This window comes from Bacillus sp. FSL H8-0516 (genome assembly GCF_038635285.1).
In the GTDB taxonomy this organism is placed as follows: domain Bacteria; phylum Bacillota; class Bacilli; order Bacillales; family Bacillaceae; genus Bacillus; species Bacillus safensis.
In genome coordinates, this window is sequence record NZ_CP152051.1 from 3,174,838 (window position 1) to 3,198,416 (window position 23,579).

At 39.7% G+C, this 23,579-nt stretch carries 28 protein-coding genes; 2 read left to right on the forward strand and 26 right to left on the reverse strand.

What is annotated here, in order from left to right; genetic code table 11:
- Nucleotides 1-16: 16 nt before the first annotated feature.
- The 19 genes from MHB67_RS16175 to MHB67_RS16265 form a co-directional block, all read right to left on the reverse strand.
- The gene (locus MHB67_RS16175) at nt 17-397 is read right to left on the reverse strand and encodes a hypothetical protein (RefSeq protein ID WP_024426250.1); all 381 of its coding nucleotides are present in this window, start codon (nt 395-397) and stop codon (nt 17-19) included.
- Nucleotides 398-410: 13 nt separating this feature from the next.
- Nucleotides 411-752, reverse strand: coding sequence for a flagella biosynthesis regulatory protein FliT (gene fliT / locus MHB67_RS16180; RefSeq protein WP_024423611.1), 342 nt, complete (start codon nt 750-752; stop codon nt 411-413).
- Entirely contained in the window at nt 749-1,153 is a 405-nt protein-coding gene (gene fliS / locus MHB67_RS16185) for a flagellar export chaperone FliS (protein WP_024423612.1), read from the reverse strand. Before fliS ends, fliT begins: the two co-directional genes overlap by 4 nt.
- A gap of 17 nt (nt 1,154-1,170) precedes the next feature.
- A complete protein-coding gene (locus MHB67_RS16190; RefSeq protein ID WP_024423613.1) occupies nt 1,171-2,700 on the reverse strand; it encodes a flagellar hook-associated protein 2 in 1,530 nt (509 codons plus the stop codon).
- Between the two features lie 20 nt (nt 2,701-2,720).
- Nucleotides 2,721-3,062 (reverse strand): flagellar protein FlaG, encoded by a 342-nt coding sequence (gene flaG, locus MHB67_RS16195; RefSeq protein ID WP_024423614.1) that lies wholly within the window; start codon nt 3,060-3,062, stop codon nt 2,721-2,723.
- 161 nt (nt 3,063-3,223) lie between these two features.
- Nucleotides 3,224-3,448, reverse strand: coding sequence for a carbon storage regulator CsrA (csrA, locus tag MHB67_RS16200; RefSeq protein ID WP_008360181.1), 225 nt, complete (start codon nt 3,446-3,448; stop codon nt 3,224-3,226).
- Nucleotides 3,442-3,876, reverse strand: coding sequence for a flagellar assembly protein FliW (fliW, locus tag MHB67_RS16205; protein WP_024423615.1), 435 nt, complete (start codon nt 3,874-3,876; stop codon nt 3,442-3,444). The genes csrA and fliW overlap by 7 nt, the downstream gene beginning before the upstream one ends.
- Nucleotides 3,877-3,904: 28 nt before the next feature.
- Nucleotides 3,905-4,483, reverse strand: a complete 579-nt coding sequence (locus MHB67_RS16210) for a DUF6470 family protein (protein ID WP_024423616.1) — start codon at nt 4,481-4,483, stop codon at nt 3,905-3,907.
- A 46-nt stretch (nt 4,484-4,529) separates the two neighbouring features.
- Nucleotides 4,530-5,438: a flagellar hook-associated protein FlgL gene (gene flgL, locus MHB67_RS16215; protein ID WP_024423617.1), complete on the reverse strand. Its 909-nt coding sequence runs from the start codon at nt 5,436-5,438 to the stop codon at nt 4,530-4,532.
- 9 nt (nt 5,439-5,447) lie between these two features.
- Nucleotides 5,448-6,968 (reverse strand): flagellar hook-associated protein FlgK, encoded by a 1,521-nt coding sequence (gene flgK / locus MHB67_RS16220; RefSeq protein WP_024423618.1) that lies wholly within the window; start codon nt 6,966-6,968, stop codon nt 5,448-5,450.
- Nucleotides 6,969-6,983: 15 nt separating this feature from the next.
- The gene (locus tag MHB67_RS16225; RefSeq protein ID WP_024423619.1) at nt 6,984-7,466 is read right to left on the reverse strand and encodes a flagellar protein FlgN; all 483 of its coding nucleotides are present in this window, start codon (nt 7,464-7,466) and stop codon (nt 6,984-6,986) included.
- An 18-nt stretch (nt 7,467-7,484) separates the two neighbouring features.
- Complete coding sequence (gene flgM / locus MHB67_RS16230) at nt 7,485-7,748, reverse strand: flagellar biosynthesis anti-sigma factor FlgM (RefSeq protein ID WP_024423620.1); 264 nt, start codon at nt 7,746-7,748, stop codon at nt 7,485-7,487.
- A gap of 79 nt (nt 7,749-7,827) precedes the next feature.
- Complete coding sequence (locus MHB67_RS16235) at nt 7,828-8,247, reverse strand: TIGR03826 family flagellar region protein (RefSeq protein ID WP_024423621.1); 420 nt, start codon at nt 8,245-8,247, stop codon at nt 7,828-7,830.
- A 56-nt stretch (nt 8,248-8,303) separates the two neighbouring features.
- Nucleotides 8,304-8,960: a ComF family protein gene (locus tag MHB67_RS16240; RefSeq protein ID WP_243837412.1), complete on the reverse strand. Its 657-nt coding sequence runs from the start codon at nt 8,958-8,960 to the stop codon at nt 8,304-8,306.
- 26 nt (nt 8,961-8,986) lie between these two features.
- Complete coding sequence (locus MHB67_RS16245; protein ID WP_024423623.1) at nt 8,987-9,280, reverse strand: competence protein ComFB; 294 nt, start codon at nt 9,278-9,280, stop codon at nt 8,987-8,989.
- Between the two features lie 48 nt (nt 9,281-9,328).
- Nucleotides 9,329-10,726 carry a DEAD/DEAH box helicase gene (locus MHB67_RS16250; protein WP_279586125.1) on the reverse strand — a complete coding sequence of 466 codons (1,398 nt, stop codon included), beginning with the start codon at nt 10,724-10,726 and terminating at the stop codon, nt 9,329-9,331.
- 120 nt (nt 10,727-10,846) lie between these two features.
- A complete protein-coding gene (locus MHB67_RS16255) occupies nt 10,847-11,689 on the reverse strand; it encodes a DegV family protein (protein WP_024423625.1) in 843 nt (280 codons plus the stop codon).
- Between the two features lie 215 nt (nt 11,690-11,904).
- Nucleotides 11,905-12,594, reverse strand: coding sequence for a two-component system response regulator DegU (gene degU / locus MHB67_RS16260; protein WP_008348273.1), 690 nt, complete (start codon nt 12,592-12,594; stop codon nt 11,905-11,907).
- A 64-nt stretch (nt 12,595-12,658) separates the two neighbouring features.
- A complete protein-coding gene (locus MHB67_RS16265) occupies nt 12,659-13,834 on the reverse strand; it encodes a sensor histidine kinase (protein WP_003213166.1) in 1,176 nt (391 codons plus the stop codon).
- Nucleotides 13,835-14,055: 221 nt separating this feature from the next.
- Between MHB67_RS16265 and MHB67_RS16270 the strand changes: the two genes are divergently transcribed.
- On the forward strand, nt 14,056-14,724 hold the full coding sequence (locus tag MHB67_RS16270; protein ID WP_012011434.1) for a YigZ family protein: 669 nt from the start codon (nt 14,056-14,058) through the stop codon (nt 14,722-14,724).
- Nucleotides 14,709-15,800 (forward strand): LCP family protein, encoded by a 1,092-nt coding sequence (locus MHB67_RS16275; protein WP_151039834.1) that lies wholly within the window; start codon nt 14,709-14,711, stop codon nt 15,798-15,800. The genes MHB67_RS16270 and MHB67_RS16275 overlap by 16 nt, the downstream gene beginning before the upstream one ends.
- 35 nt (nt 15,801-15,835) lie before the next feature.
- On the opposite strand, the gene MHB67_RS16280 is transcribed toward MHB67_RS16275, so the two are convergent.
- From MHB67_RS16280 to MHB67_RS16310, 7 genes are all read right to left on the reverse strand, one after another.
- Nucleotides 15,836-16,903: an MraY family glycosyltransferase gene (locus MHB67_RS16280; RefSeq protein ID WP_024423627.1), complete on the reverse strand. Its 1,068-nt coding sequence runs from the start codon at nt 16,901-16,903 to the stop codon at nt 15,836-15,838.
- Nucleotides 16,904-17,037: 134 nt separating this feature from the next.
- Nucleotides 17,038-18,234: a glycosyltransferase gene (locus MHB67_RS16285; RefSeq protein ID WP_241258047.1), complete on the reverse strand. Its 1,197-nt coding sequence runs from the start codon at nt 18,232-18,234 to the stop codon at nt 17,038-17,040.
- A 19-nt stretch (nt 18,235-18,253) separates the two neighbouring features.
- Nucleotides 18,254-19,009 (reverse strand): glycosyltransferase family 2 protein, encoded by a 756-nt coding sequence (locus tag MHB67_RS16290; RefSeq protein WP_044335403.1) that lies wholly within the window; start codon nt 19,007-19,009, stop codon nt 18,254-18,256.
- Nucleotides 19,010-19,033: 24 nt separating this feature from the next.
- On the reverse strand, nt 19,034-19,711 hold the full coding sequence (locus MHB67_RS16295) for a hypothetical protein (RefSeq protein ID WP_024426261.1): 678 nt from the start codon (nt 19,709-19,711) through the stop codon (nt 19,034-19,036).
- Nucleotides 19,712-19,772: 61 nt separating this feature from the next.
- Nucleotides 19,773-21,233: an O-antigen ligase family protein gene (locus MHB67_RS16300; RefSeq protein ID WP_342492637.1), complete on the reverse strand. Its 1,461-nt coding sequence runs from the start codon at nt 21,231-21,233 to the stop codon at nt 19,773-19,775.
- A 39-nt stretch (nt 21,234-21,272) separates the two neighbouring features.
- On the reverse strand, nt 21,273-22,202 hold the full coding sequence (locus tag MHB67_RS16305; RefSeq protein ID WP_044335398.1) for an NAD-dependent epimerase/dehydratase family protein: 930 nt from the start codon (nt 22,200-22,202) through the stop codon (nt 21,273-21,275).
- 14 nt (nt 22,203-22,216) lie between these two features.
- Nucleotides 22,217-23,554 carry a UDP-glucose/GDP-mannose dehydrogenase family protein gene (locus MHB67_RS16310; RefSeq protein WP_213404749.1) on the reverse strand — a complete coding sequence of 446 codons (1,338 nt, stop codon included), beginning with the start codon at nt 23,552-23,554 and terminating at the stop codon, nt 22,217-22,219.
- Nucleotides 23,555-23,579 lie beyond the last annotated feature (25 nt).

Here is a 23,579-nt window from a genome sequence, read left to right on the forward strand (position 1 = left end):
CTGAATTGGACAAAAATTAATGAATGACATACGGCCTCATACAGGCATGTATTTCATCCATCCACTTTCTATATTCAGGTATAAAGTATGTTTTCAGGAATGATTGGAAGTGATTTGAAGGGAATGTATAGAAAGCTAGTATATCAAAACTTAAAAATATTTGATCAAACGAACGAATCGTTTTGGCAAAGTGTTCATTTTCAATAATTGAAAGCAGAAGAGGATGTGTTGTGTCTAAATGAAAGAAGGCATGGATCAGATCATTAAAGATCCGATCCCCTTCTGTTTTGTCAAAATCCTTCTCAATTTCATCTAAATAGTTTAGACTCTCTTCTATCGTGTATAGAAGTTCATAATATGTGGTTAATAAAATATAGTCATTTGAACGATACGCCACAGGTCTCACCTATTTATTTCCGTTTATCGTAGTATACGCCGTCACTCGTTATGGGCTGGTATGGATTTTGATAATTCAGCTGTTTTGTTTTCTTTTTTTGAATGGCTTGAATATCTGCTTTTATCCCATTTTGGATAACCGTTAATTGTTGCGCCATCTGTTGATCTGTTTGAATGATTTCTCGGATTTTCTCTTTTTCTTGATCCGTCAATTCATGCTGTATATCTCTCATTAATTCGTCTCTCTCAATTAAAAAGGCATCAAAGTCTTCAACAAGTGTCTCACTTTGCGGATTTTCCGCTATTTCGGCTGCCATTTTTAATGTTTGATCATGCAGCTGGTCCACAATACTCATAGAGAACCCCCGATAGAGTGGTGACGGCCTTTACGATCGGTTTGAATGACTTCCTTCCACGCATCACGGAAATCAGTTACGTACTCTTCTACTTCATTCAATATCTCTTCGTCATTTTGAAGATTGGCTTCTATCAGTCTGCGATAAATGTAATCATACATACTTGCCATACTCTTTGATACGTCATAGGAACGATTTAAGGTGACATTTAATTCTTGAATGATGTTTTGAGCCTTTTTTAGGTTCAAGTTTCTCGTTTCTGCATCCTCTTTTTGAATGGCATGCTTCGCTATTCTGATGAACTTTAAGCAGCCTTCATAAAGCATAAGCGTCAACTCGGCAGGTGTTGCGGTCTCAATAGAATTTTTCTGATAGGCGGCATAAGGGTTCTGTATTGCCATATGTTATAAACCTCCAATTATTGTCCAAGCAGTTGAGAAAGGTAGCCAGATTGGTTGTTTAGCTTTTGAATTGCACTATCCATGGCGTTAAACTTCGTATAGTAACGGGCTTCAACCATCTTCAAACGGTCTTGGAACGTACTCATTCGTTTGGTCAAAGAGTCAAGGTCCTTACCAAGTCCGTATTCCTTTAATTCCATAGTTGTGCTGCCAGCCTTTTTTTGAATGCTCTTCGAAAAGTCTGATAAGGAATTTTTGACACGATAGATAATTCCTTGTTCTTGATATTGCTGCTGCGCTTTGTCTTTATCCTTTGAATCCACATTTAAACTACCCGATATAAACATTTGTCTGACCTTCTCCGGGTCTTCTTCAATGGCTTTCTTTAATTTCTCTACTCCATTACTATCCTTACTAAATTCAAGCTTCCCGCCATCTTTATAGCTGGATGATGTCGAAATACCGATTTGTGTGAGTTGAATTTTATTCCCATCACTTGTCGTAATATTAGCATACAAATCACTTCTTATTTTAGAGGCACCAGATCGTAAAATGGAATCACTTCTCAGCAAGCCAGACTTCGCAGTCGTTTCCCATAGCTCTATTTCTTTTTCAGACATCGCTTTTTTCTCTTCAGCCGTTAATGGATGATAGTCTCTGTTTTTCTTTTCATTGACTTTACCATTAATCTGCTCAACGAGCTCATTGTATTTATCAACAAATTGCTTAATTTTATCATAGATTGCATCCACATCTGTTGAAACGTTTAAGCTGACGGGCTGATCCGTGGTTGCTTTAAGCTCGTACGTAATATCAGCCTGTGTGAATGTATTGTTGTTATTTTCCATTTTCAGACCATTAATCTCGTATTGCGCCTTCTGTCCTTGAGTAGTCGCAACTAATTTGTTATCTCCATCTACTTGGAAGCCTAATTGCGTTAAAAACGAAGCCGAATTGCCATCAGCTGCTTTAATACTGACGCCTTCACCCGTTGTCCGAGAAGTAAGAGCGATGGTATCCACGTAGTTAGTGCCATCAGAGATTTGGCCTTTGTAAGCCGTCACACCTAATTGAGCGTTGTTTAGCTTTTTCACGATGTCATCGATTGTATCGGAATCAGAGGTATTGATCGTCACCATTTTCGGTTTTGTTGAATCTGGTGTCGTCACTTCAAACGTAAACGTGCCATTTGCTGGTGTAAATCCAGATGTACCAGAGGATTTGAAGACAGAAGCTGTCGCTAGTTGAGTGACATGAATAGAGCCAGAGGTCGCATTTGTTGATCCAGTTGCTGTGACAGCAGATTCATTAGAGCTTGTCACCTTTTTGGCGCCATATGTACTTGGACGCGTTAAGTTTAAACTGTTGATCAAATCATCTAATTCTTTAATTTTCGAGTTAACCTCGCGATAGCTGTCTCTTTGCCATTCAAGTGTTTGTTTCTGACGCGTCATTGTATCAAGTGGTGCTTGCTCCGTTTTCATCAGCTTTGATACGATTTCATCAATATCGAACACATTTGAAAATCCAGTAATACGATTGACCATTATTTATGTTCTCCCTTCATTTACATTCTTTTATCTACAAATAGACCGACAATTTCTGTCATTGCTGCATAGAAATCAAGCCATTCCTTAGACGGAATTTCTCTTATGACTTCTTCTGTTTGGTTATCTACGACTTTGACATAATATTCATTGAGTTTTTCATGTAATTCGAATTGAAGATGAAATTGAGTAGGCTCAATGAGCTGGTTTGCCCCTTGAAGCGTTTTTTCAATTTCTTCTTTTGAAACAACCTTGCCATTTGCTTGTGAGTCAGAGTACACATTGTCATTTTGGTTATTAGAAACACGGGTTTGAAATGCATCGATAATTGGCTCTAGCGATGTCAACTTACCAACAGACATAGTTATTCAGCTCCTGTGCTTTAATCTATCTTTTATATCGGCTTTGAATTTGCAAATTAAATATAGATGGACCGATTTGTTAAAGTTTCCTATAGATCATGCACCTCCGTATCGAAACGCTTTTACACGGAGAAGGATAACTGAATGCGATAAAAAAATCCTCACTTTTTTTGTGAGGATAATTGAGAGAGGAGATCTAAGGATAAACTCGCAGCACGATTGTTCTCTTCTTGAATAGACAGGTACACTTCTTTCCTGTGAATATCGATGTGCTTAGGAGCCTCAATCCCGACTTTCACTTGATCGCCTTCGATTGAAATAATCTTGACTTCAATATCATCGCCTATTTGAATCGACTGGTTTAATTTACGAGACAGCACTAACATGAGGATGCCACCTCTAACAAATGTTTTGTATGATAGGCTGAATCATGCAAAATCACCTGCTTGGCTTTCATGTTTTTCCGGTTCACAATAATAGGCGCTCTTAAATTGGCTGTCGTTTTTTCAATAGATGATTCCATTGTTAAAATAACCATTACTTCCACATCATTGGCATCTTCTACTTCCAGAATGTCTACAACCGTTTCGTCTAAATCAAATTCGTATTGATTGAAGAATAAAAACGGGCTGCTGACGATAAAACCTAATGCCGAGTTATTTAATGATTGAAGAACTAAAAATGGAGACTCTTCTGATAAAGGCAAAATGACAAACTGTTTTTGATCCAGAAATCCTGGTATCCCGTTAGAGAAGTGAATGATTTGCTCCTCTTTGATTGTCACTTCACCATGGTATTTTGTTTGAATGATCATAATTCACGACCTTTTTCGTTTTTCTTAACTATACCTTATCACCATTTTGGCCCGTTTCGTCAACTTCTATCTTTAATTCTGGATATTGTAACATATCAATATTGACCTTACCTGGCTGGTAGTTAACGATTGGTTTATGAGGTGTGGCCTCTATGATAGCTTTTTGCGGCTCCACATCAATTTGAAGCTCAGAAGGCTGATAGTGAATTTTCACACTAAAGAATGAAGGTATCACACCAATGGTGAATTGTTTTGCTGGGGGACTGCCATTGATTTTGGCAAACTCAGCAATCGCATTCCCACCATTCTCGATCTTGATGAGTTCACTTCCTTCTTCCGCTCTGCGACCCATTCCTTCTCCAACAGCACGCTTCCCCTCAGCTGCCCATTCCTCAGAACGTCTAAAAATCGACTTAATGTCCATATCGGCAAATGCCTCGGTTTGATCAATGGTTAATTTCGACGGTGTCCTTTTGATATTCATGACAGCTCGTGGCTGCTGAATCTCAAGGTCCGCTCGTGGCTGCTCTACTTCTTGCCGAGAAGGAGTTGTCGACATTTGAAGTTTTGCATAGGTTTGCTGCATTAACAATCTAGGGATTTGCATATGTTCACCTCCATGATGCAAAAAAGCACCCATCGGATGCTTTTTATTATCTTAAGAAATCTACAAGAGATGGCTGAATGACTTTAGCTGTTGTCGCTAAAGCAGCTCTATTCACTGTCTCTTGTTGAAGAAGATCAAGAATTGCCTTTTCACTTTCAACATCTTCATTATCTGATTTAGCATTTTTCAGTACTTGGTATTGTGAAGTCAAACGACTTCCTACTAAGTCAACACGATTCGAACGCGCTCCTAGGTCGGATCGCTCAGCACTCATCACTTCTTTGAACTGATCGATACTTCCTAGTGCATCATCAGAATTCGCAAACGTTCCATTTTTCAATGAGTTTTCTAAATCAGTCAACATTTCAATGACATTTTGACCGTTAGCCTGTCCGCCAAACGCTGAGATTGGATTTGAGTTTACATTTAAAGTGATACCATCAGAAATATTCGCTTGAACAGCATTCGCATCTGTATAATTTTCGAAGTTAAATGTATACGTTCCGTCTGCATTCTCAACAACTGGTTTAACATTTGTATTTGTCCCATTAAATACGAACTTACCTAGCATTTGAGTGTTCATTGCATCAATGATTTGATTCTTCATCTGACCAATTTCCACTCCGATAGCTGCTAAATCTTCGGGCTGCTTTGTTCCATTTGCCGCATCAAGCACTTTATCTCGTATATTTGACATAATATCAATGATTTCAGTGACACTTGTTTCAGATGTATCAATCCAGTTTTGTGCTTCATTTAAGTTATTTTTATATTGTTCATTTCGAAACAAGGCAGTACTATATTGAAGACTTTTTACGGCTGCAACAGGATCATCAGACGTTTTTGTAAAACGTTTGCCTGTTTGTGCCTGCTCATTAATTTTAGAAAGTTTTTCATAACTTTTACTAATATTTCGAAGTGAGTTTTGAGAAATCATACCTTGTGTGACTCGCATCCGTTATCCCTACCTTCCTACGACACCCATGCCGTTTATGACCTTATCCAATACTTCATCTTGTAATGTCATAATTCTTGCAGCCGCATTATATGCATGCTGGAATTGGATCATATTCGTCATTTCTTCATCAATGGAGACAGCGCTAGTCGACATTCTACGTTCATTGGCTGAATTGACAAGAGCAGCTGAACTGCTTTCAAGCGTCATGTTCTTTTTCCCTTGTACCCCCATCTCAGCAATAACATTTTGGTAATAATCCTGGATTGTCGTTGTATTGCCGCCGATTGGTAACTTTAAGTCTTGTATATTAGCTAATTTCGTAGCATTCGATCCGTCACCTTGTGTTTGATTGAGAGATGCAGCAATATTATCTGTTGATGCTAAAATGACATCGCTCACTTTAATACGAGCTGCCAAACCTTTATTCAACTCATTGTTATTTTCGATATCAAAAAAGTCTTGTCCACTTGCACCATTTAACGTGTACCCCTGCTTATGTACATCGTTAAATGTATCCATGAATACTTTTGCTACTTCATCCAGCTCTGCAAGCATATCTGGATACATGCCTTTTTCAGCACCGTTTGACATGTAGCCATAAGCCTCAACAAGTGCTTTTACTTTACCATTCACTTGTAATTGATCCGCTGCAATGGTTGTTGTTCCGAATTGAAGTGAGTTAACAAGTCCCGTTGTATTATCATAAGAGATTTGCAGTTCAGACTTTTCGTTCGTAATACCATTCAAAATGTTTCCAGCAGATTGTCCATTTGCACCGATAATGTCGATGTTGACAGTTCCTTCAGCAATTTTGAGTGCATTACCGCCAGGTGGATTGTAGCTGACCTTAATATCAACAAGTGAGGATAATTGATCGACCAAAGTATCACGTGTATCATAAAGATCATTTGGAAGATATCCATTTGGCTCAACTGCTGCAATCTGTTTGTTCACTTCATCTATTTGAGATAAAAGAGTGTTTACATCTTTGGCTGTTGAATCGAGTTCCGTTTTTAAATTCTTTTGTATCGTTGTTAAAGAGGAATTGAGCAGACGGAATTGGTCTACTAAAGCCTGTGCACTTGTTTTAACAACTGTACGTGCAGAAGCTGTATCAGCATTTTTTGATTCCGATAAGACCTGTAATGATTTCCATAGATTATCAAAAGCTCTGTTCAAGCCTTCATCCGTCAAATCATTCATAACCCCTTCCATCTGTGAAAGGGCATCTGACTTCGTTGAGTAGTAAGATAAGTTATTATTATGATCTCTGTATTGTAGATCTAAAAAGCTGTCTCGAATTCTTTCAACCGTTCCAACTTGTACGCCAGTCCCCATTTGGCCATACGTCTTGCCGTCATAAACCGAAATGACTGGATAAGGATTTTCTGCTTTAAAGGTCACTCTTTGTCTTGAGTAGCCCTCCGTATTTGCATTGGAGACGTTGTTTGATGTGACATAAAGCCCTGCACGCTGGGCTGTGATTCCTCTTTTTGCCGTTTCTAGTCCCATGAATGTAGAACCCATTGGTATCCTCCTTGTTTACGCCTTTGAATCAAACAAAGCCCTTTGCTGTTTAGGCTTTGAACTCTCAAGACCATTTTGTCCGTAATTCATATTTTCTTTATTAGGGTTAACGAGATCGAATGTCAGTGAAATAAATTGAAGTGACTGCTGAATAAGCTGCTTGTTCAGTTCATTTACATCTTTTAGTTCCACCATGATGTCATTTAGTTTCTCATATAATGAAATGAGCTCTTCTTGATCTGTACCTTCAGCCTTTTCGATACATGCAGTGATGGTTGGTGATTGATCACTTTGTAAAAATTGAACGGTCGCTTCAATTCGTTTTTCTTCTAATTGAGAAATGGCCTGAATATACTTTTGCTCTAAATTCAGGACCTCTGAAAGTGCATCAATCTCATTGCTTTTCAGCATTTCTGTTTTATCCTTAGACAACTTTAAAAGCTGTTCATGCAATCCATAGAGACGATGCAGTTCTTCAATAATTATTTTAACTGACATTCACGCTGCTCCCTTTTGTTATTGTTGTTTATAGAAATTCAGCATTTTATCTGCAATGCCTTTTGTATCTACTTGATATGTTCCGGCTTCAATGCTTTTTTTAATTTGGTCAATTTTATCTTGGCGTTCTCTCATAATATTCGGCACCTTTTGCATTTCGATTGCCTTTTTAGAAATTTCGACTTTATCAGTTGATTTAGCTTGATTCGATTGCAACGTTTGTTTCTCATATGTTTTCTTGTAAGGATTTACTGGTTGTGTTCCATATCGATTAATTTTCACGGGATTCCTCTCGCTTTCCGTTACAGTCTGTCTTGATTCTATCCATTTTATCGACCAAACTGCAACTTAGTTTAGGGAATCAGTCGTTTTTAGGATTAATGGCATAATAGGTGTCTTTTTTCCTAGATTCAATCTCCCTTTTACGCTCCTCTTCTTGGTTCATTTGGCTGATTTGCGAATGAATATCCTGTTCACATTGGCTGCATAGCTTGTTTTTCCTGATCGCTTTGCCACATCTTTCACAAGGATAATTAATATTTGGAAATTGACTAATTTGCAGTCTTTTCAAACGAATAAATTTCAAGATTAATTCTTCATCAACTTCTGTTGCTTCTACTATTTCAGCGATGGTTGATTGTCTATTACTTTGTTTTCTCAAGAATTTATATACGATATCAAAAGAACGTTCTTCTTCTTCAAAGCATTTGTTACAAACCGTTTGGATGGTGGTTTTTAAAAATAGCTGATTACATTGTGGACAGTTTGCCAATTGATTCATAACCAAAACCCCTTACGTTATTTTCTTTTCTTATTATCGGTTAATTATCATGATTTTTAACTACGTATCAACGTAAAAGAAGAAACACTTTTAGCACCTGCGTCTTTCAAAATTCTTGCCGCATCATAGATGGTTGCTCCCGTTGTATAGATATCATCAACTAATATAATATCCCTTTGAACAATCGCATCTGTTTGCTTTATTTGAAACAATCCTTTTTGATCTAGGCGTTCATTTTTCTTTTTTTTAGACTGCTTACTTTGATGTATTTTCACGAGTGGCTGCAATATTGGCTTATCTAGCAAAGAAGCGATTATCACGGACTGATTAAATCCTCTTTCTTTTAGTCTTTCATGACTTAAAGGAATCGGTATCAGCAATGGGTCTTTTATGCAGAAGGAATGTTTAAATGCTGCTTGTACATCTTTTTTAAACAGCTCAGCTAAAGCCGTATCACCCCGAAATTTAAAGCGGGCAAGGACATCTTTCATCAACTCGTTGTAAGTATAAACTGACCTATTTTTCACAAGGATTTTAATAGAATCAGAGCGTTCATTCCATCTGTTACAGTCCTGGCACAATTGGTCATTTGACTGCTCCCTTCCGCATGTTGGACAAATAGGACGCTCAATCTTTACTAAGTGATTCTTACATGCTACACAAAGGCGATCATCATTTAATAGTAGGAATGATTTCCATGTAAAAGCAGGCACAAAATGTCCCTCGCAAATTTGGCAAATCAATTGGTTTCCTTGTTCAGCAGCAGACGATTTTCACATCTTGGAAATGCAGAGACCTTGGAAGCTGCTTCTGTCAGAATGACCAGCATCGCAGTATTCTTCTGTTTATCCACCATCTCAGATTTACTGTAAGATATTTTATCGATATCTGTTATATATTGTGGTTTCACTTGATTCAGTGAAATCGCTAATACATCTTCCATACACTTTTCACAATGACAAATCATGTTTAATTGGTTGAGATATTGATTGAGAATTTCCTTGAGTAGTATTTCTTTTGCATTGAGTAGCATATTTGTCTCTCCTGCCATTTGTGTATTGTGAATATAATGTACCATGATTTAGTTGAACCCACACTGTTTTTCAGAAAACTCTTTTGCAGCCGTATCATTCATTTTTGCGATATGCTTCTTTGCTTGTTTCATACTTCTCGTTAAACCAAAATGAAAAAGGAAAACATCTCCTGTACAATAATCCGGGTGTCTGCCTACCCGCCCAGAAATCTGAACAAGTGCACTCTCTGTAAAAATAGTAGATTCCGAACCTAGTACCCCCACTTGAACATTCGGAATCGTTACGCCTCTTTCTAGAATAGTGGTTGTAACTAGTACATCGTATACGTAATCTCTAAAGTGCTGAACCTTTTGTTTTCTATCCGGATCATCGGCAGATACCCCCTCCACGTTCAAGGATTGTTCTCGAAGAATCTTCGTTACCTTCTTCATGGTAGCAATTGAAGGAACAAAAAGTAATATTCTTCTCTTATTTGCAATATGTCTCTGCATCCAATTCATCACTTTAGGGGGCAGCTGGTTCTTTTTTAATTTCTTTTTCCAATGACCGATCCAATGAAAGGTCGGTACGGGTAATGGTTGCTCGTGAAAACGCAAAGGAATTTTTATCGCTTCCAGTTTTCCACGAGAAACCTCTCTCGTCATTTTTTTAGAGGGTGTCGCACTTAAATAAATCCTGACCCCTCTGTTCTTTCTCATCGCCTTTAGAACAGCAAATTGGAGACGCTCATCCATTGAATAAGGGAAGGCATCGACTTCATCTACAATGAGCACATCAAAAGCATTTTTGTATCTCATCAGCTGGTGGGTTGTGGTGATCACAAGCGGTGTTATTTGAAACCTTTGAGAACTACCTCCGTAAAGTACGGTAATTGTCACCCCTTGAAATGCTTTTCTAAGCCGTGGTTCGAGTTCAAGCACTACATCTGTTCTAGGTGTCGCAATACAGACATTCATTCCTTGATTTAACGCATATTCGATTCCGTGAAAAAGTACTTCCGTTTTCCCTGCTCCGCAAACCGCCCAAACAAGTAGATCAAATTTGTTTTTAATAGCTTCAATCATTCTTTCTGACGCTCTTTTTTGTCCTTTAGACAGCTCTCCCTGCCATGTTAATTCGGCTCGACATGTTTCTACCATTTGTGGACCTGTCCATTCATAAAGAAACCCACATTCTGCTACTTTTCCCATCATGATGCATGATCTACAGTACACACAATCCTTTTGACACACTTCACATGGAGAATGAGCGAAATACCGCTTGTGTGATACACCGCACCGGCAGCATGTAAAACCATTTACTTTCCTCTCAATGGCTGGAGACCGATTGACTAAGCCCTTCTCCTCCAGCCAATCTAAATTGGACTGTGGGCACTTTGTTTCAACGGTGAGCAGATGGCGTGAATGCAGCTGCCGCATTAGTTCCATTGCTTTGTCCATATTCAACATTACCAAACACCTTTCAATTGATGTTTGGCTATTATGCGCAAAGACATGACATTTCGTCCAACAGGTAAAATAGAAAAACAAAACCCCTTTTCCATAAGAAAAGAGGTTTTTTAGGAATTATCTAATCACCCAGCCAAGGGCTAAAGAGCCTTCACCTAGATGGGTGCCGATTACGGCACCAAAGTAGCTTTTATAAAATTCAACATGAGGATATTTTTCTGATAAGTGCGCAATTAATTCTTCTGCTTCTTCTTCTCTATTACCATGTATCAGTGTTGCTCTCATCGGAACACCACGTGATGCATCTTCATCAAATAATTCAAAAATACGTGAAATGGCTTTTTTACGTGTGCGGATCTTCTCAAAAGGAACAATTAGCTTGTTGTCAAAATGCAAAATAGGCTTTACCTTTAAGAGGCTTCCAATAAAAGCCTGAGCACCATTTAATCTGCCGCCTCTTTGCAAATGAGTTAAATCGTCTACCATAAAATACGCCCGCTGACTTTCTTTCAGGTAATTTAGATGTGCTAACACTTCTTCTAAAGAAGCACCTTCTTGGATTTTTTCAGCAGCTTCTAACACATAAAAACCTTGTGCCATACAGCTTGTTTCTGTATCAAACGGGTAAATATCAATCCCGTCAACTAGATCATTCGCTGAGACCGCACTATTATACGTTCCACTAATTCCACTTGAAAGGTGGATACTAATCACGGCGTCGTATGTTTCACTTAGTTTTTCATATAAGGCTATTAATTCACCGAAAGCAGGCTGAGAGGTTGTTGGAAGATCTTTGTGTTTTTTGATTTCTTCATAATATGTCTTCCAGTCCATTTCTATTTCTTCACGGTATGATTCACTGCCAAAGATGACGTTAAGGGGGATCATATGAATATTATGTTTATCACGCAGCTCTTGTGGTAGATAAGCAGTACTGTCTGTTACAACGGCTATTTTCATTCTTAAATACCTTCCTTATTCGTTAAGTTACTCTTTTTTATTTTAAAAGAATGATCATTTTTTCATTAGATTTATAATAGTAATCAAAAAAGCCTGCCTAATCAATAGGCAAGCCCGCTATATCCGAAAAAGACTCCTTACCCTGTCTATCATTTCCCTCCACCTAAAATGTGAGAGAATAAAAACAGGCGAAAAAGGAGTACTTGTCCGGAACATTATCTCATTTCTACCCAGCCGTTTTTAATAGCTACAACAACAGCTTGTGTACGATCGTTTACATTCATTTTTTGCAAAATGTTACTCACGTGGTTTTTAACTGTTTTCTCACTAATAAAGAGCGATTCACCGATTCCTCTGTTGCTCTTTCCGTCAGCTAACATTTGAAGAACTTCACATTCACGTCTAGTTAAGATATGAAGTGGTCTGCGAATTTCAGGATATACCTCATGCTGTGGATGTGCTGAAACGCCGCTAGTTGCCAAGCGTCGGAATTCATTTACTAAATTATGAGTGACTTTCGGATGTAAATAAGAGCCTCCGTCAGCTACAACTTTCACTGCTTCGATGAGTGTGTCTGCATCCATTTCTTTTAGCAGGTAGCCTCTCGCCCCTGTTTTCAATGCATGTGTTACATAGTTTTCATCGTCATGAATAGATAGAATAATGACTTTTGATTCGGGATAAAGCTCAACAAGCTGCTTTGTAGCCTCAACACCATTTACATTCGGCATATTAATGTCCATAATGACAACATCCGGATGATAGTGTTCTACGATACGTGCAGCTTCGTCACCGTCGTCTCCTTCTGCAACTACTTCAAAAGTAGGTTCAAAATCTAAAATCCGTTTGACACCTTCACGGAATAATTGGTGGTCATCAATAATTACAATATTTACTTTAGTCACAAGCTACGCCTCCCCATGTTTATTGTTCTACACCTGAACTTTATGGTCAATATGTCTTTTGACTCTATTTTACAATTTTATTTTGCAATGTTAGTGGCACGCGAATCATGATGAATGTCCCTAGACCTATTTTTGAGTCTATGGTCATTTTACCTTCCAGTAAGTCTACGCGTTCTTTCATGCCAAGTAAACCGAAGGATTTGTTTTTGTTTGTTTTCACATCTTTCATATCAAAGCCTTTTCCATCGTCTTTAATAATTAAGGTCACAAAGTCTTTCGTTACTTCTACTTTGACAGAGATTTCTTCAGCTTCAGAATGTTTTAATGAATTTGTGACAGCTTCTTGGGCTAGTCTAAACAGTGCTACTTCAAATTGAGAAGCAATTCTTTCGCTTTCTGTATCACCTAGGCATTGGAACGTAATTTTGGTTTTCCCATCATATTCTTCAATTGTGTTTAAGTATTTTCTCAGTGTCGGAATCAGACCCAAATCATCTAAAGCCATCGGTCTTAAATCATAAATGATTCTTCTCACTTCGTACAGTGCATTTCGCACATTCTGTCTGAGACTTCTAATTTCTTTAAAACCTTCTTCTGTACCGCGGTCTCTAAAAATCCGTTCAATTAATTCGGAACGCATCATCACGTTTGCCAGCATTTGAGCAGGGCCGTCATGAATTTCCCGAGACACTCTTTTGCGTTCTTCTTCTTGGGCTTCAATAATTCTCAGCCCAAAATCTTGTTTTGCCTGAGCATCTTCAAGTAAAACGCCAACCTGGCGTAAATCCTGGTTGAGATAGTTGAGAACAACTGTAATCTGACTCACAAGCGTTTCAGAACGTTCAATGACGTCTTGTAAGCTTAATAATCTTCTTTCCAGATCGTCTCTTCTTTCTCTCAGCTGCTTCTCGCGCTGCTGAATCATGGTGAGTTCCACTTGCAAGTTATGTGCTTTTTCGTAGGCCTCACGTATTTCTTCTTCGCTGAATTTGTTGAAGTTTCTGCTGACCTCAGATAAGCGGTTTCTAGCATGTCTTGTATGGACTTCCAGCTTATCCCCAAAATCAATTACTTCGTTTACTTGCTGTTTGATTTGCTTCAGCTCTTCTACTAGGCTTTCATATTGTTGACGGGACTGTTCGCCTATTCTAAATACTTCGTCCTTGCTGCCATCAACTGTACTTAGCATTTTCATGATGATTGAATCCAATAATTTCGGATCCATTTTGGGTGTTGTCATGGCTTTTCCCTCCCGTAACAGTGATGTCATCTTTTTTTATTATAAATGTCATTGATCTGCATTTTATGTCGAATTATAATGAAAGAATGCGTATAATCATGAAGTTTTTTATGACGACCCTTTTTCCGCTCCTATCATCATAACAAAATACGCTGTAAAATTCTAAAACCAATGCAAATTTTCACTAGTCTTACAATTTGCTTGTCAGGAGGGTATGTCTTTTGCTGAATCGCTATCTTACAGTAAAAAGTCGTGGCGAGCATGAGATCGTCATTGAAAAATCACGTTTTATTTGTCATATACAGCGTGCTGTCTCAGAAGAAGAAGCACAAGCATTTATACAATCCATTAAAAAACAACATTGGAATGCCACACATAATTGTTCAGCCTATCTCATTGGTGAACATGACCTGATTCAAAAAGCGAATGATGATGGTGAACCAAGCGGTACAGCAGGTGTGCCAATGCTTGAAGTGCTAAAAAAACGGAAGCTGAAAGATACAGTCGTTGTGGTCACTCGTTATTTCGGCGGTATCAAGCTAGGTGCCGGTGGGTTGATTCGTGCCTACGGAAAATCTGTATCAGAAGCTATTAACCATGTTGGAATGGTAGAGCGCTGTTTAATGCGTACAATGCACACAACAATAGATTATACATGGCTTGGAAAGGTAGAGAATGAGCTTAGAGCCTCATCTTTTCAGCTAAAAGAAATCCACTATGCAGAAGATGTTATTTTTGAGACATATGTCGAAGAAACACAAACAGAGCAGTTCATTGAGTGGATGACTGAGCTGACAAATGGAAAGAGTGTTACAAAAGAAGGCGAACTGATTTATTTAGAAAAGGACATTGGTCCGATAAAGGAGACAGATGAATGGCACAACGAGTAAAAGTGCGTGTACGAAAGAAAAAGAGTAAGAAGAAGAGAATTATCAAACGTATTCTGGTCTTATTTTTGCTTCTTATCATCTGCATGGGCGGATTTGCAGTATATAAAATCGTCAATACTCTTCAAGCTGCTGACAAAACATATGATGAACTAAACCGTGGAGAGAAATCGAATCTTCGTGATGCTGTCATTGATATTAAGAAAAAACCTTTCTCTGTATTATTTGTCGGAATTGAGGATTATGCCACAAAGGGTGATCATGGCCGTTCAGATTCACTCATTGTCGCAACGATTAACCCTCAAGACAAAACGATGAAAATGGTTAGTATTCCTCGTGACACACGCGTACAGCTTGCAAGTGATACAACAGGAAGTAAAGAAAAGATCAATGCAGCATTTGCTAAAGGTGGTAAAGATGAAACGATTGAAACTGTCGAACAATTCTTGCATATTCCGATTGATAAGTATGCAACCGTTGATTTTGACGGATTCAAGGATGTCATTGATGAAGTCGGCGGAATTGATATCGATGTTCCATTTGACTTCAATGAAAAAAGTGATGTTAAAAAATCGAAAAAGATTTACTTCAAAAAAGGAAATATGCATTTAAACGGGGAAGAAGCACTTGCATACGCACGGATGAGAAAACAAGATCCACGCGGTGATTTCGGACGTAACGATCGTCAGAAACAAATTTTACGTGCAATGATTGATCAAATGGCGAAGCCAAATAACATTGCGAACGTCGATAACATTGCTAAAGAAGTCAGTGATCACATTACGACCAATTTCCGTATCACAGAAGGTCTTGCGCTTCAGCAAATCTACAGCGGATTTAAAGGAGACGACACAGAAACTCTTTCTATTAAGGGATCAGACCTTTATTTAGGGCCAAATCGCACGTATTACTTTGAGCCAGACCCGACCAATTTAGCTAACGTACAAAATGAATTACGGACGCATTTAAAGCTTCCTACTGAATCTTCAACTGAAACAGATTCACAAACCAGTCCGTCCTCTGGTGAAACAGGGTCAACTGATACAACTAACTCATCGACCAGCACACCTGGACAATAATAAAAACAGCCCAGTTCCTAGGAACGGGCTGTTTTTTATTGTCTTTTGACCATTCGTTTATAAAATTTCGTAAATGGTTTAAACTCTTCATTCACCAAGCCTGTGACTTCTGCAATCACTTGCATGAACATGACCAGTAAAAAGATAATAATCAGTGATAACCAAATGGTGGCACTTGTCAGCAAAATTGCACTTAAGCTAAAGACTAAGCCAATCATATAAATCACGATGACAGCCATGCGATGAGACAAGCCAAAGGCCATCAGTCTATGATGAATATGGGACTTGTCAGGTGCTGAGATCGGCTGTTTGTTTAATATTCGTCTAATGATGGCAAAGGTGGTATCGAAAATTGGGACACCTAAGATGATCACTGGGACAACAACACTAAACAAAGTGACACTTTTGTACAGCCCTAATAGTGACAACACCGAAATCATATAGCCTAAAAAAAGCGAACCGGTGTCACCCATAAAAATCTTCGCTGGATGAAAGTTGTAAAAGAGAAAGCCGATGGTACTGCCAATGACAACAAGTGATAATGAAAGAATCAAAATTTTATCAGCTGAAAATGCCATCACGGCAATGGTTGATAAACCGATGACAGAAATACCGGCAGCCAGTCCATCAAGGCCGTCAATTAAATTAATGGCATTTGTGATTCCGACAATCCATAACACGGTTAGGGGATATGCCATCCAGCCTAACTCAATTCGATCTGTTAAGAAAGGAACAGAGAAAAAGTCCATTTTTAAGCCCGTGCTTACAATCAGGCAAGCAACAAGAACTTGGACGAGAAATTTAAATCTTGCACTTAAATTATATTTATCATCAAATATACCTAGAATGACGATAAGTACGGCACCAACTGAAATTGCTGTAATTTTATTATGTAGAAACAGCCCGCCTGCTAATGCTCCAGCCGCTACCCCAATAAAAATTGCCAAACCGCCCATTCGAGGCATTACTTTATCATGAACTTTTCGTTTATTCGGCTGGTCCACTGCACCAATCTTAATTGCAAACTTTTTGACGATTGGTGTCACAATTAAAACTGTAGCCAGAGAGACAAAAAACGCTAATAAGGCGCGTTCGTAATCCATAGGTCAGTCTCCTTCTAAATTGAAATCTGTATTTTGTATATTGGCCGCTCTTTCCATTATACAATTGAATAGAGGATGATCACAAGCTCCCCCTGTGAAGAAGAAACAAATAAAAACGCACAATCCCTGATGAATTATGCGTTTTCTTTAATATTCGTTAGTTCCACCATATTTGTGAACAGCGCGTGCCAATCTTTTTTCTTCGCTCGGCTTTGTCTTAGATGTCTATAGGTCATGTCGTCTTTTTTGCTGATCACTTTTTGGCAGGCTTCTACGAAGAGCGCAGGATCCTCGCCTTCTAAATATTCATACACATCATTCTCTTTTAGCCTTTCCGTTGACGGAAGATTTAAACCAACAACCGGTATTCCTGCGGCTAAAAATTCATATAGCTTGAGCGGAAACACGGCTTGATTGTAAGGAGATTGTTTGTATGGCATCATGCCTACATCAATCAGCTTCATATACGCAGGCACTTCTTCTGGTGCAACAGCACCTGTCCAAATCACATTCGGCAGTTTAAGTGCATGCTGAAAAGATGGATCACCATTTGTTCCATCCGGACCGACAAATAAAAATGTCCAATCAGGCTGCATACGGGCAGCTTCTGCTATCATGTCAAAATCCAGCTTCGGCTTGATGCCTCCAATAAAACCAAGAACAGTTCCTTCTCTACCTTGCAGCACATCCTCCTTACATGGAAGATTGCTTTTTGCAAACACATCGTACTCAACGCCATTTTCCACTGTAAACACATCTTTTGGTTCGCCCATAAGACGCTTTTTGATTTGATCGTGTAAGTATTGAGAAGAGCATGTAATGCTGTGTGCGTATTTGATGATTCGATTTTCTGCTTTCACAATGACACGCTGCCTCATATAAGAAAGCAAATTATTTTTGCCGCTTATCGGCTCTCCCCACAGGTCACTGCAGTCATAAACAATATGTTTCCATTCAAATAAAGAAGATAAGAGCGGAAAGCCCGGAAACGTATACCATAAGCAAACAGCGATTCCCTTCTTTTCTTCCTGCCGCAAATGCTCAAGAAGAGGGGTCAATTTATGAATATAGAACATGTCTTGATATCGGCCAAAGCGGAAAAATTTGCTCTTGAGCACATCAGGAATGGTCAATTGCTTCATTCGATCGGTTATGGGCTGAAAGGGAGCTGTATGACGGGATGCAGATGGGCATACCCAGATGACCTCTTTCGTTTCTGGATCAGATGCTAGAAATTCCGCCAGTCGATGCCGTCTGTACCTCAAGCCGTCCTGTCCCCATTCTCCCGTCGCTACGATAACATGTATGATCGAGTCTGCTTTCACCTTTATCACCTTTTTTCCCTTCTGTTTATAAGCGCTTCTTCACAGCATTTGTCGCATAGTGCATAAAACACCAAGATGCTTTGACAAAATGAAGCTGCTCAATTTCTCTGTAGACGAACCACGTTTTTTTCGCTGCTTTCCACTTGTTACTAGAGATCGAGTTTCCAACGATGCGGTATTCACTGAGCGGTTCACTCATTCCATAGGCTGTAAATCCTCTTTTTAATATGGACAGCCACGTAGCTAAATCCTGTCTTGTGCGGATGTTCGGCATTTCTACATGTCCTATCTTCTCTACATCAAGCATCACCGTTAAACAGCCGATAATGGTATTTTTCAAAGCTTCATCATAAGTTAATCTTGCTGGTGCAGTGACAGTTTTTTCCAAAGGTTCTCCATTTTCTGCAATGATGTCATACGCCGTGAATGTAAAGGCATAATCGTTTGTCAGCATAAAGTCTACCTGCTGTTCAAGCTTCGTCTCTTTCCACTTATCATCGCTATCTAAAAAAGCAATAAAGCGGCCTTTTGCCTGTTTGATGGCTGCGTTTCTAGCGATGGCGGCTCCCCCATTTTGCTCTAAATAAATGACGTTGATTCTGTCGTCTGCTTCACTTAAGTCCCCAAGCAGCTTCCTTGTTCCATCTGTTGAACAATCATCTGCGATGATCAGTTCCCAATTAGAATAGGTTTGGGCAAGGACGGAATGAACTGTATCCGTTAAATAACGTTCCGCATTATAGGCCGGTGTAATGATTGATACTAACGGTTGATTGTTCACCTAAGACTCATCTCCAGTTCATCATTAAGATTCTTTGAACACTTCGGGTAAGACCACAAACATGAGCGAGATACTAAAGCCAATGACAAGTCCAAGCAGTGCCCGCTTTTTCGCTGACATGCCTTTATTGCCTTCATCAAGAACTTGAGCAGGATCAACAATCTTCGCCTGCTTCATTCCAAGCTTTGTAGACTCCAATTCATATAAAAATCGCTCTTTATCTACTTTGGAATCGTTGCTGACAGATTCGTCTTCTAGAGCAGATAATCTACTTTCAATCACCTGCTGCCTTTTTGTAAATAATGCTTTGTCTTGCTTCAGAAATGTATCCGACACCTGCTTCACGACAGCTAAAGCATGATCCTTATCAGCATCTGTGAAGGACAGCTGTAATTGTGTATCTGATTGATTGGTGAGGATGAGGCGGCTTTTCACATCCTGCCTTTCTTCTTCTTTCACATCACTGAGTGCTTCATTTAAAAATGCATCGCTTTTTAATAGAGATGTCACTTCTGCGATATTGTTATACACTCCGTCATCATATTTACCAAGTGTAAGCGTAACGGCAGCTGTGTAACTAGACTGCTGCACTGTTCCTTTGGCAAAAAAGAATCCAAAAGCGCCTAATACGACAGGCAGCAGCACAAGCCATACAATATACTTTTTGATTCGCTTCCCTATTCTAGATATGAAACCAGACATGTTCATTCTCCCAACATTGACGTATTTGCTTTTTCATTAGTGTAGCCATACCAGCGCCGCATCACACACGGTTTACCAAGCGCTGTTTGTTTTTCAACATATTCACCGCTGTGATCACGAGTCCTAAAAAGACCCAGTGGAAATATAAATTCGAGACAGAACTAGGACTGATACTTGAAACGAGAAAGCTCAGCATGGCAGCAAACAAACCTTCAATGATCATTTTTGCTGATCTTGTGTCAGCCCATTGGTATTGTTTATACAGCGTGAACATGAGATAAGCGTAGACGGAGATATAGCCCAGCATGACCGCAAATCCAAAGTTCGTCATCACTTCCAGCAGCCAATTGTGCACTTCAACGACTTGATCTGTATCAAAGATCGAAAAGTGGGCTAAGTAGTAAGATACATTCCCCGCTCCGACACCAAACCCGTATGAATCCGTAAAGAAATGCCATGCATTTTTGATCAAATTCGCTCTCGCAATGTTGGATGGGAGTGGTTCACTAAAAGAATGCGCGACCTGAGAAGCGAGAAACAAGTCATAAAAGACTGAATAAATCTTGGCTGAAAAAACAGCGATACAGATGACACCAAGTCCGCCGGCTGTGATGAGTGACCACTTTTTGAGAAAGCGCGGCATGAGAAGCCACACATAGATGGCCGCTCCTGCAAAGATGCCAAGTAGGCTGGCGCGGGATTCTGTTAACAAAATGAGATACAGTGCTGCGATGGCGCCAAATAATCCAAATGCTTTGATATAACCATTTTTCATTTGCCGCATACACGCTAAATACAAGAAAAAGCTAATCGATAAAAACGTCGCAAAGTCATTTTGGTTAAAAAAGACAGCTGTAGGATAGTGCTGTTTATACGCCGGCCCAAGATACAATGAAGTATTTGGTAAATGGGTCAAAGTAAAGTGATTATAAAACCCTATCCCCATGACAAATACAGTCATGATGAGCCAAATGCTATAAAAGGTGACCACTTGATCGATTCGCTGAATGTACATGACCACAAGAAAGACAAAACCCATCCCCATAGCAAGCAGGGACATATATTTAAGACCATCTGTCACCGAATGAGCCCACAGCAGTGAGATGAGCCCGTAAAGAAACCATGCAGCGAAAAAACCAAGAATGCCTTTTACACGAATCTGCTGCCACTGCGATATGTACGTCCCCTTATCTCTCATCCGCCAGATGAATAAAGCAAAGGCGGCAATGAGCATGATACGGTAGAGAAAAAGACTAAAGAATCCGGCACTAATTGAAAAGAAAGCGTTGTTGAGAAAGGTCAATGCAATTAAAAGATATATGGCTGACATGAACACTTGCTCACCGTTCATGTATAGCTTCATTAACAAGAGAAAAGCCGTCAGGACTAAAAGCAGGACCGGAATGGCGACGATCTTTTTTAACCCGGCGGGCTGCGCAGACGCCAATTGTACAAGTCCTAGCCCTGCTGCAAATAATATACAACCGATCATGATTTGCCATGCTGTTTGTTTCACACTCATACCCATTTTCCTCCTAAGCAACCCATCCGATTTGAGGGATTAAGCCTTGACTTCCTGTTTATAGTAGGAAATGGTACGAGCCAAACCTTCCTGTAAACTCACAACAGGCTCCCATGCTAAGACTTGTTTCGTTTCCTCATTTGCCAATGTACTATGCACGATATCTCCTGCACGCTGCGGCTTGTAAATCGGTTCAAGCTGTGATCTCGTTACCCGTTTCATCGTTTGAAACAGTTCATTCACAGTGATGGAATCACCACACGAAATATTTAAACAAACGTTTGATTGGGCTGTTAAAGCCGCAACATTTGCTGCCGCTAGATCACCCACATAGATAAAGTCTCTTGTTTGTTCCCCATCTCCAAAGATAAAAGGGGCCTCATCCTTTGCAAACTTATCAGAGAAAATAGAGACAACACCGCCTTCTCCAAGTGCATCTTGGCGCGGACCATATACATTGCTGTACCTGAGAATACAATAGTCCACATCATAGAGTGATTTTGCCATTTCTAAATACCGCTCTACTGTCAGTTTTGCTAAGCCATATGGTGAACCAGGTTTCAGCCGGTGAGCGGTGTCTACTGGCAGATACACCGGGTCTCCATAGACAGCTGCTGATGAGGCAAAGATGACTTTTTCCACTCCTGCTTCAGCCGCAGCTTTCATGACGTGCAGAGATCCTTTGATATTGACCTCTTCGTCATATACGAAATCCTGAACGGAAACGGCTACACTTACTTGTGCTGCAAGATGAATGATATAATCCGGTGCGATTTGTTTGATCAAATCAATCGTCGCTGGCTGTGTGACATCTGCCTCCATACATTGCACGGAAAGATGAGCAATATTTTCTCGTGATCCAGTTGAAAAGTTATCAAGGACGATGGGCTCATAGCCTTTTTCTAGTAAAGCCTCTACCGTATGTGATCCAATAAATCCGCTTCCCCCAGTAACCAATACTTTCTTCATCCAAGCTCCCCCTGTTATTGTGCCTTCGATACCAATTCTGCTTCCCATACACTTGGGCGGCCGATCGACTGGTAAATAAATCCTCTCTCTTTCATTTCTGCTGGATCAAACAAATTCCTTCCATCAATTACAATCGGCGAGCGAAGCAGCTGCTTGAGCTGGTCTTTATCCATCTTCTGTACGTCTTCCCATTCTGTTAGGATGAGACAAGCATCTGTATCTTTTACTGTTTCGTACAGGTCGTTGCTGAAAACCGCCTGCGGGCCAAGCTCACGTTCAGCTTCTACATAAGCAATCGGATCATAGGCTTTCACAAAAGCCCCCAGCTCTCTCAGCATTGGGATAATATCTAGTGCAGGCGCTGAACGCATATCATTCGTATTCGGTTTAAAGGCGAGGCCTAAGACAGAAATGGTTTTTCCTTTAATATCACCGAACACACTCATCAATTTGCTGACCAGGTGGGCTCTTTGGTTGTTGTTCGTTTCAATGACAGATTCGATCAGCTTGAACCGGTACCCAGATGTTTCGGCAATTTTGAGAAGAGCCATCGTGTCTTTCGGGAAACAAGAACCTCCAAATCCAATGCCTGCTTTTAAAAATTTATGCCCGATTCGGCTGTCTAACCCAACTCCTTCACTGACTTTTTCAACGTCAGCGCCTACCCTTTCGCAAATATTTGCAATGTCATTAATAAATGAGATTTTTGTGGCAAGCATGGCATTTGCAGCATACTTAATCATTTCTGCACTTTCTAAGTTGGTCTCTACAACCTCTGTTTGAAACGGATCATGCAGCCTTTTGATGATGGTGGAAGCATGAGTGCTTGTTGAACCAATGACCGCCCGCTCCATATTCATCGTGTCTTGAATTGCAGAGCCTTCTCGGAGAAACTCTGGATTGGATACGACGTCAAAGGGATATTTGCTGCGCGATGCCTTTTCCACAATGGCTTGAACGAGACGGCCTGTTCCAACGGGCACTGTGCTTTTATTGACGATGATTTTATAGCCATTCAGGTGTTCACCGATCGTTTGAGCGACGGCTTTCACATACGTTAAATCTGCTTCCCCTTGTGGTGTCATCGGTGTCCCTACAGCAATATAGATAATCTCTGATTCCCTAATAGCGGCAGGAATATTCGTTGTAAAAAACAGTCTTCCTTCTTCTGTATTCTTTTCAATCAATTCCTTTAAACCTGGTTCATAAATGGGAACGACACCACTTTTTAAGCTGTTGATTTTTGATTCATCGATGTCACAGCAGATGACACGATTTCCGATATCAGCAAAACAAGTACCCGATACTAACCCGACATACCCTGTTCCAATCACAGCAATTTTCTTCAACATTTTTCATCCTCTCAGTAAAAGCATA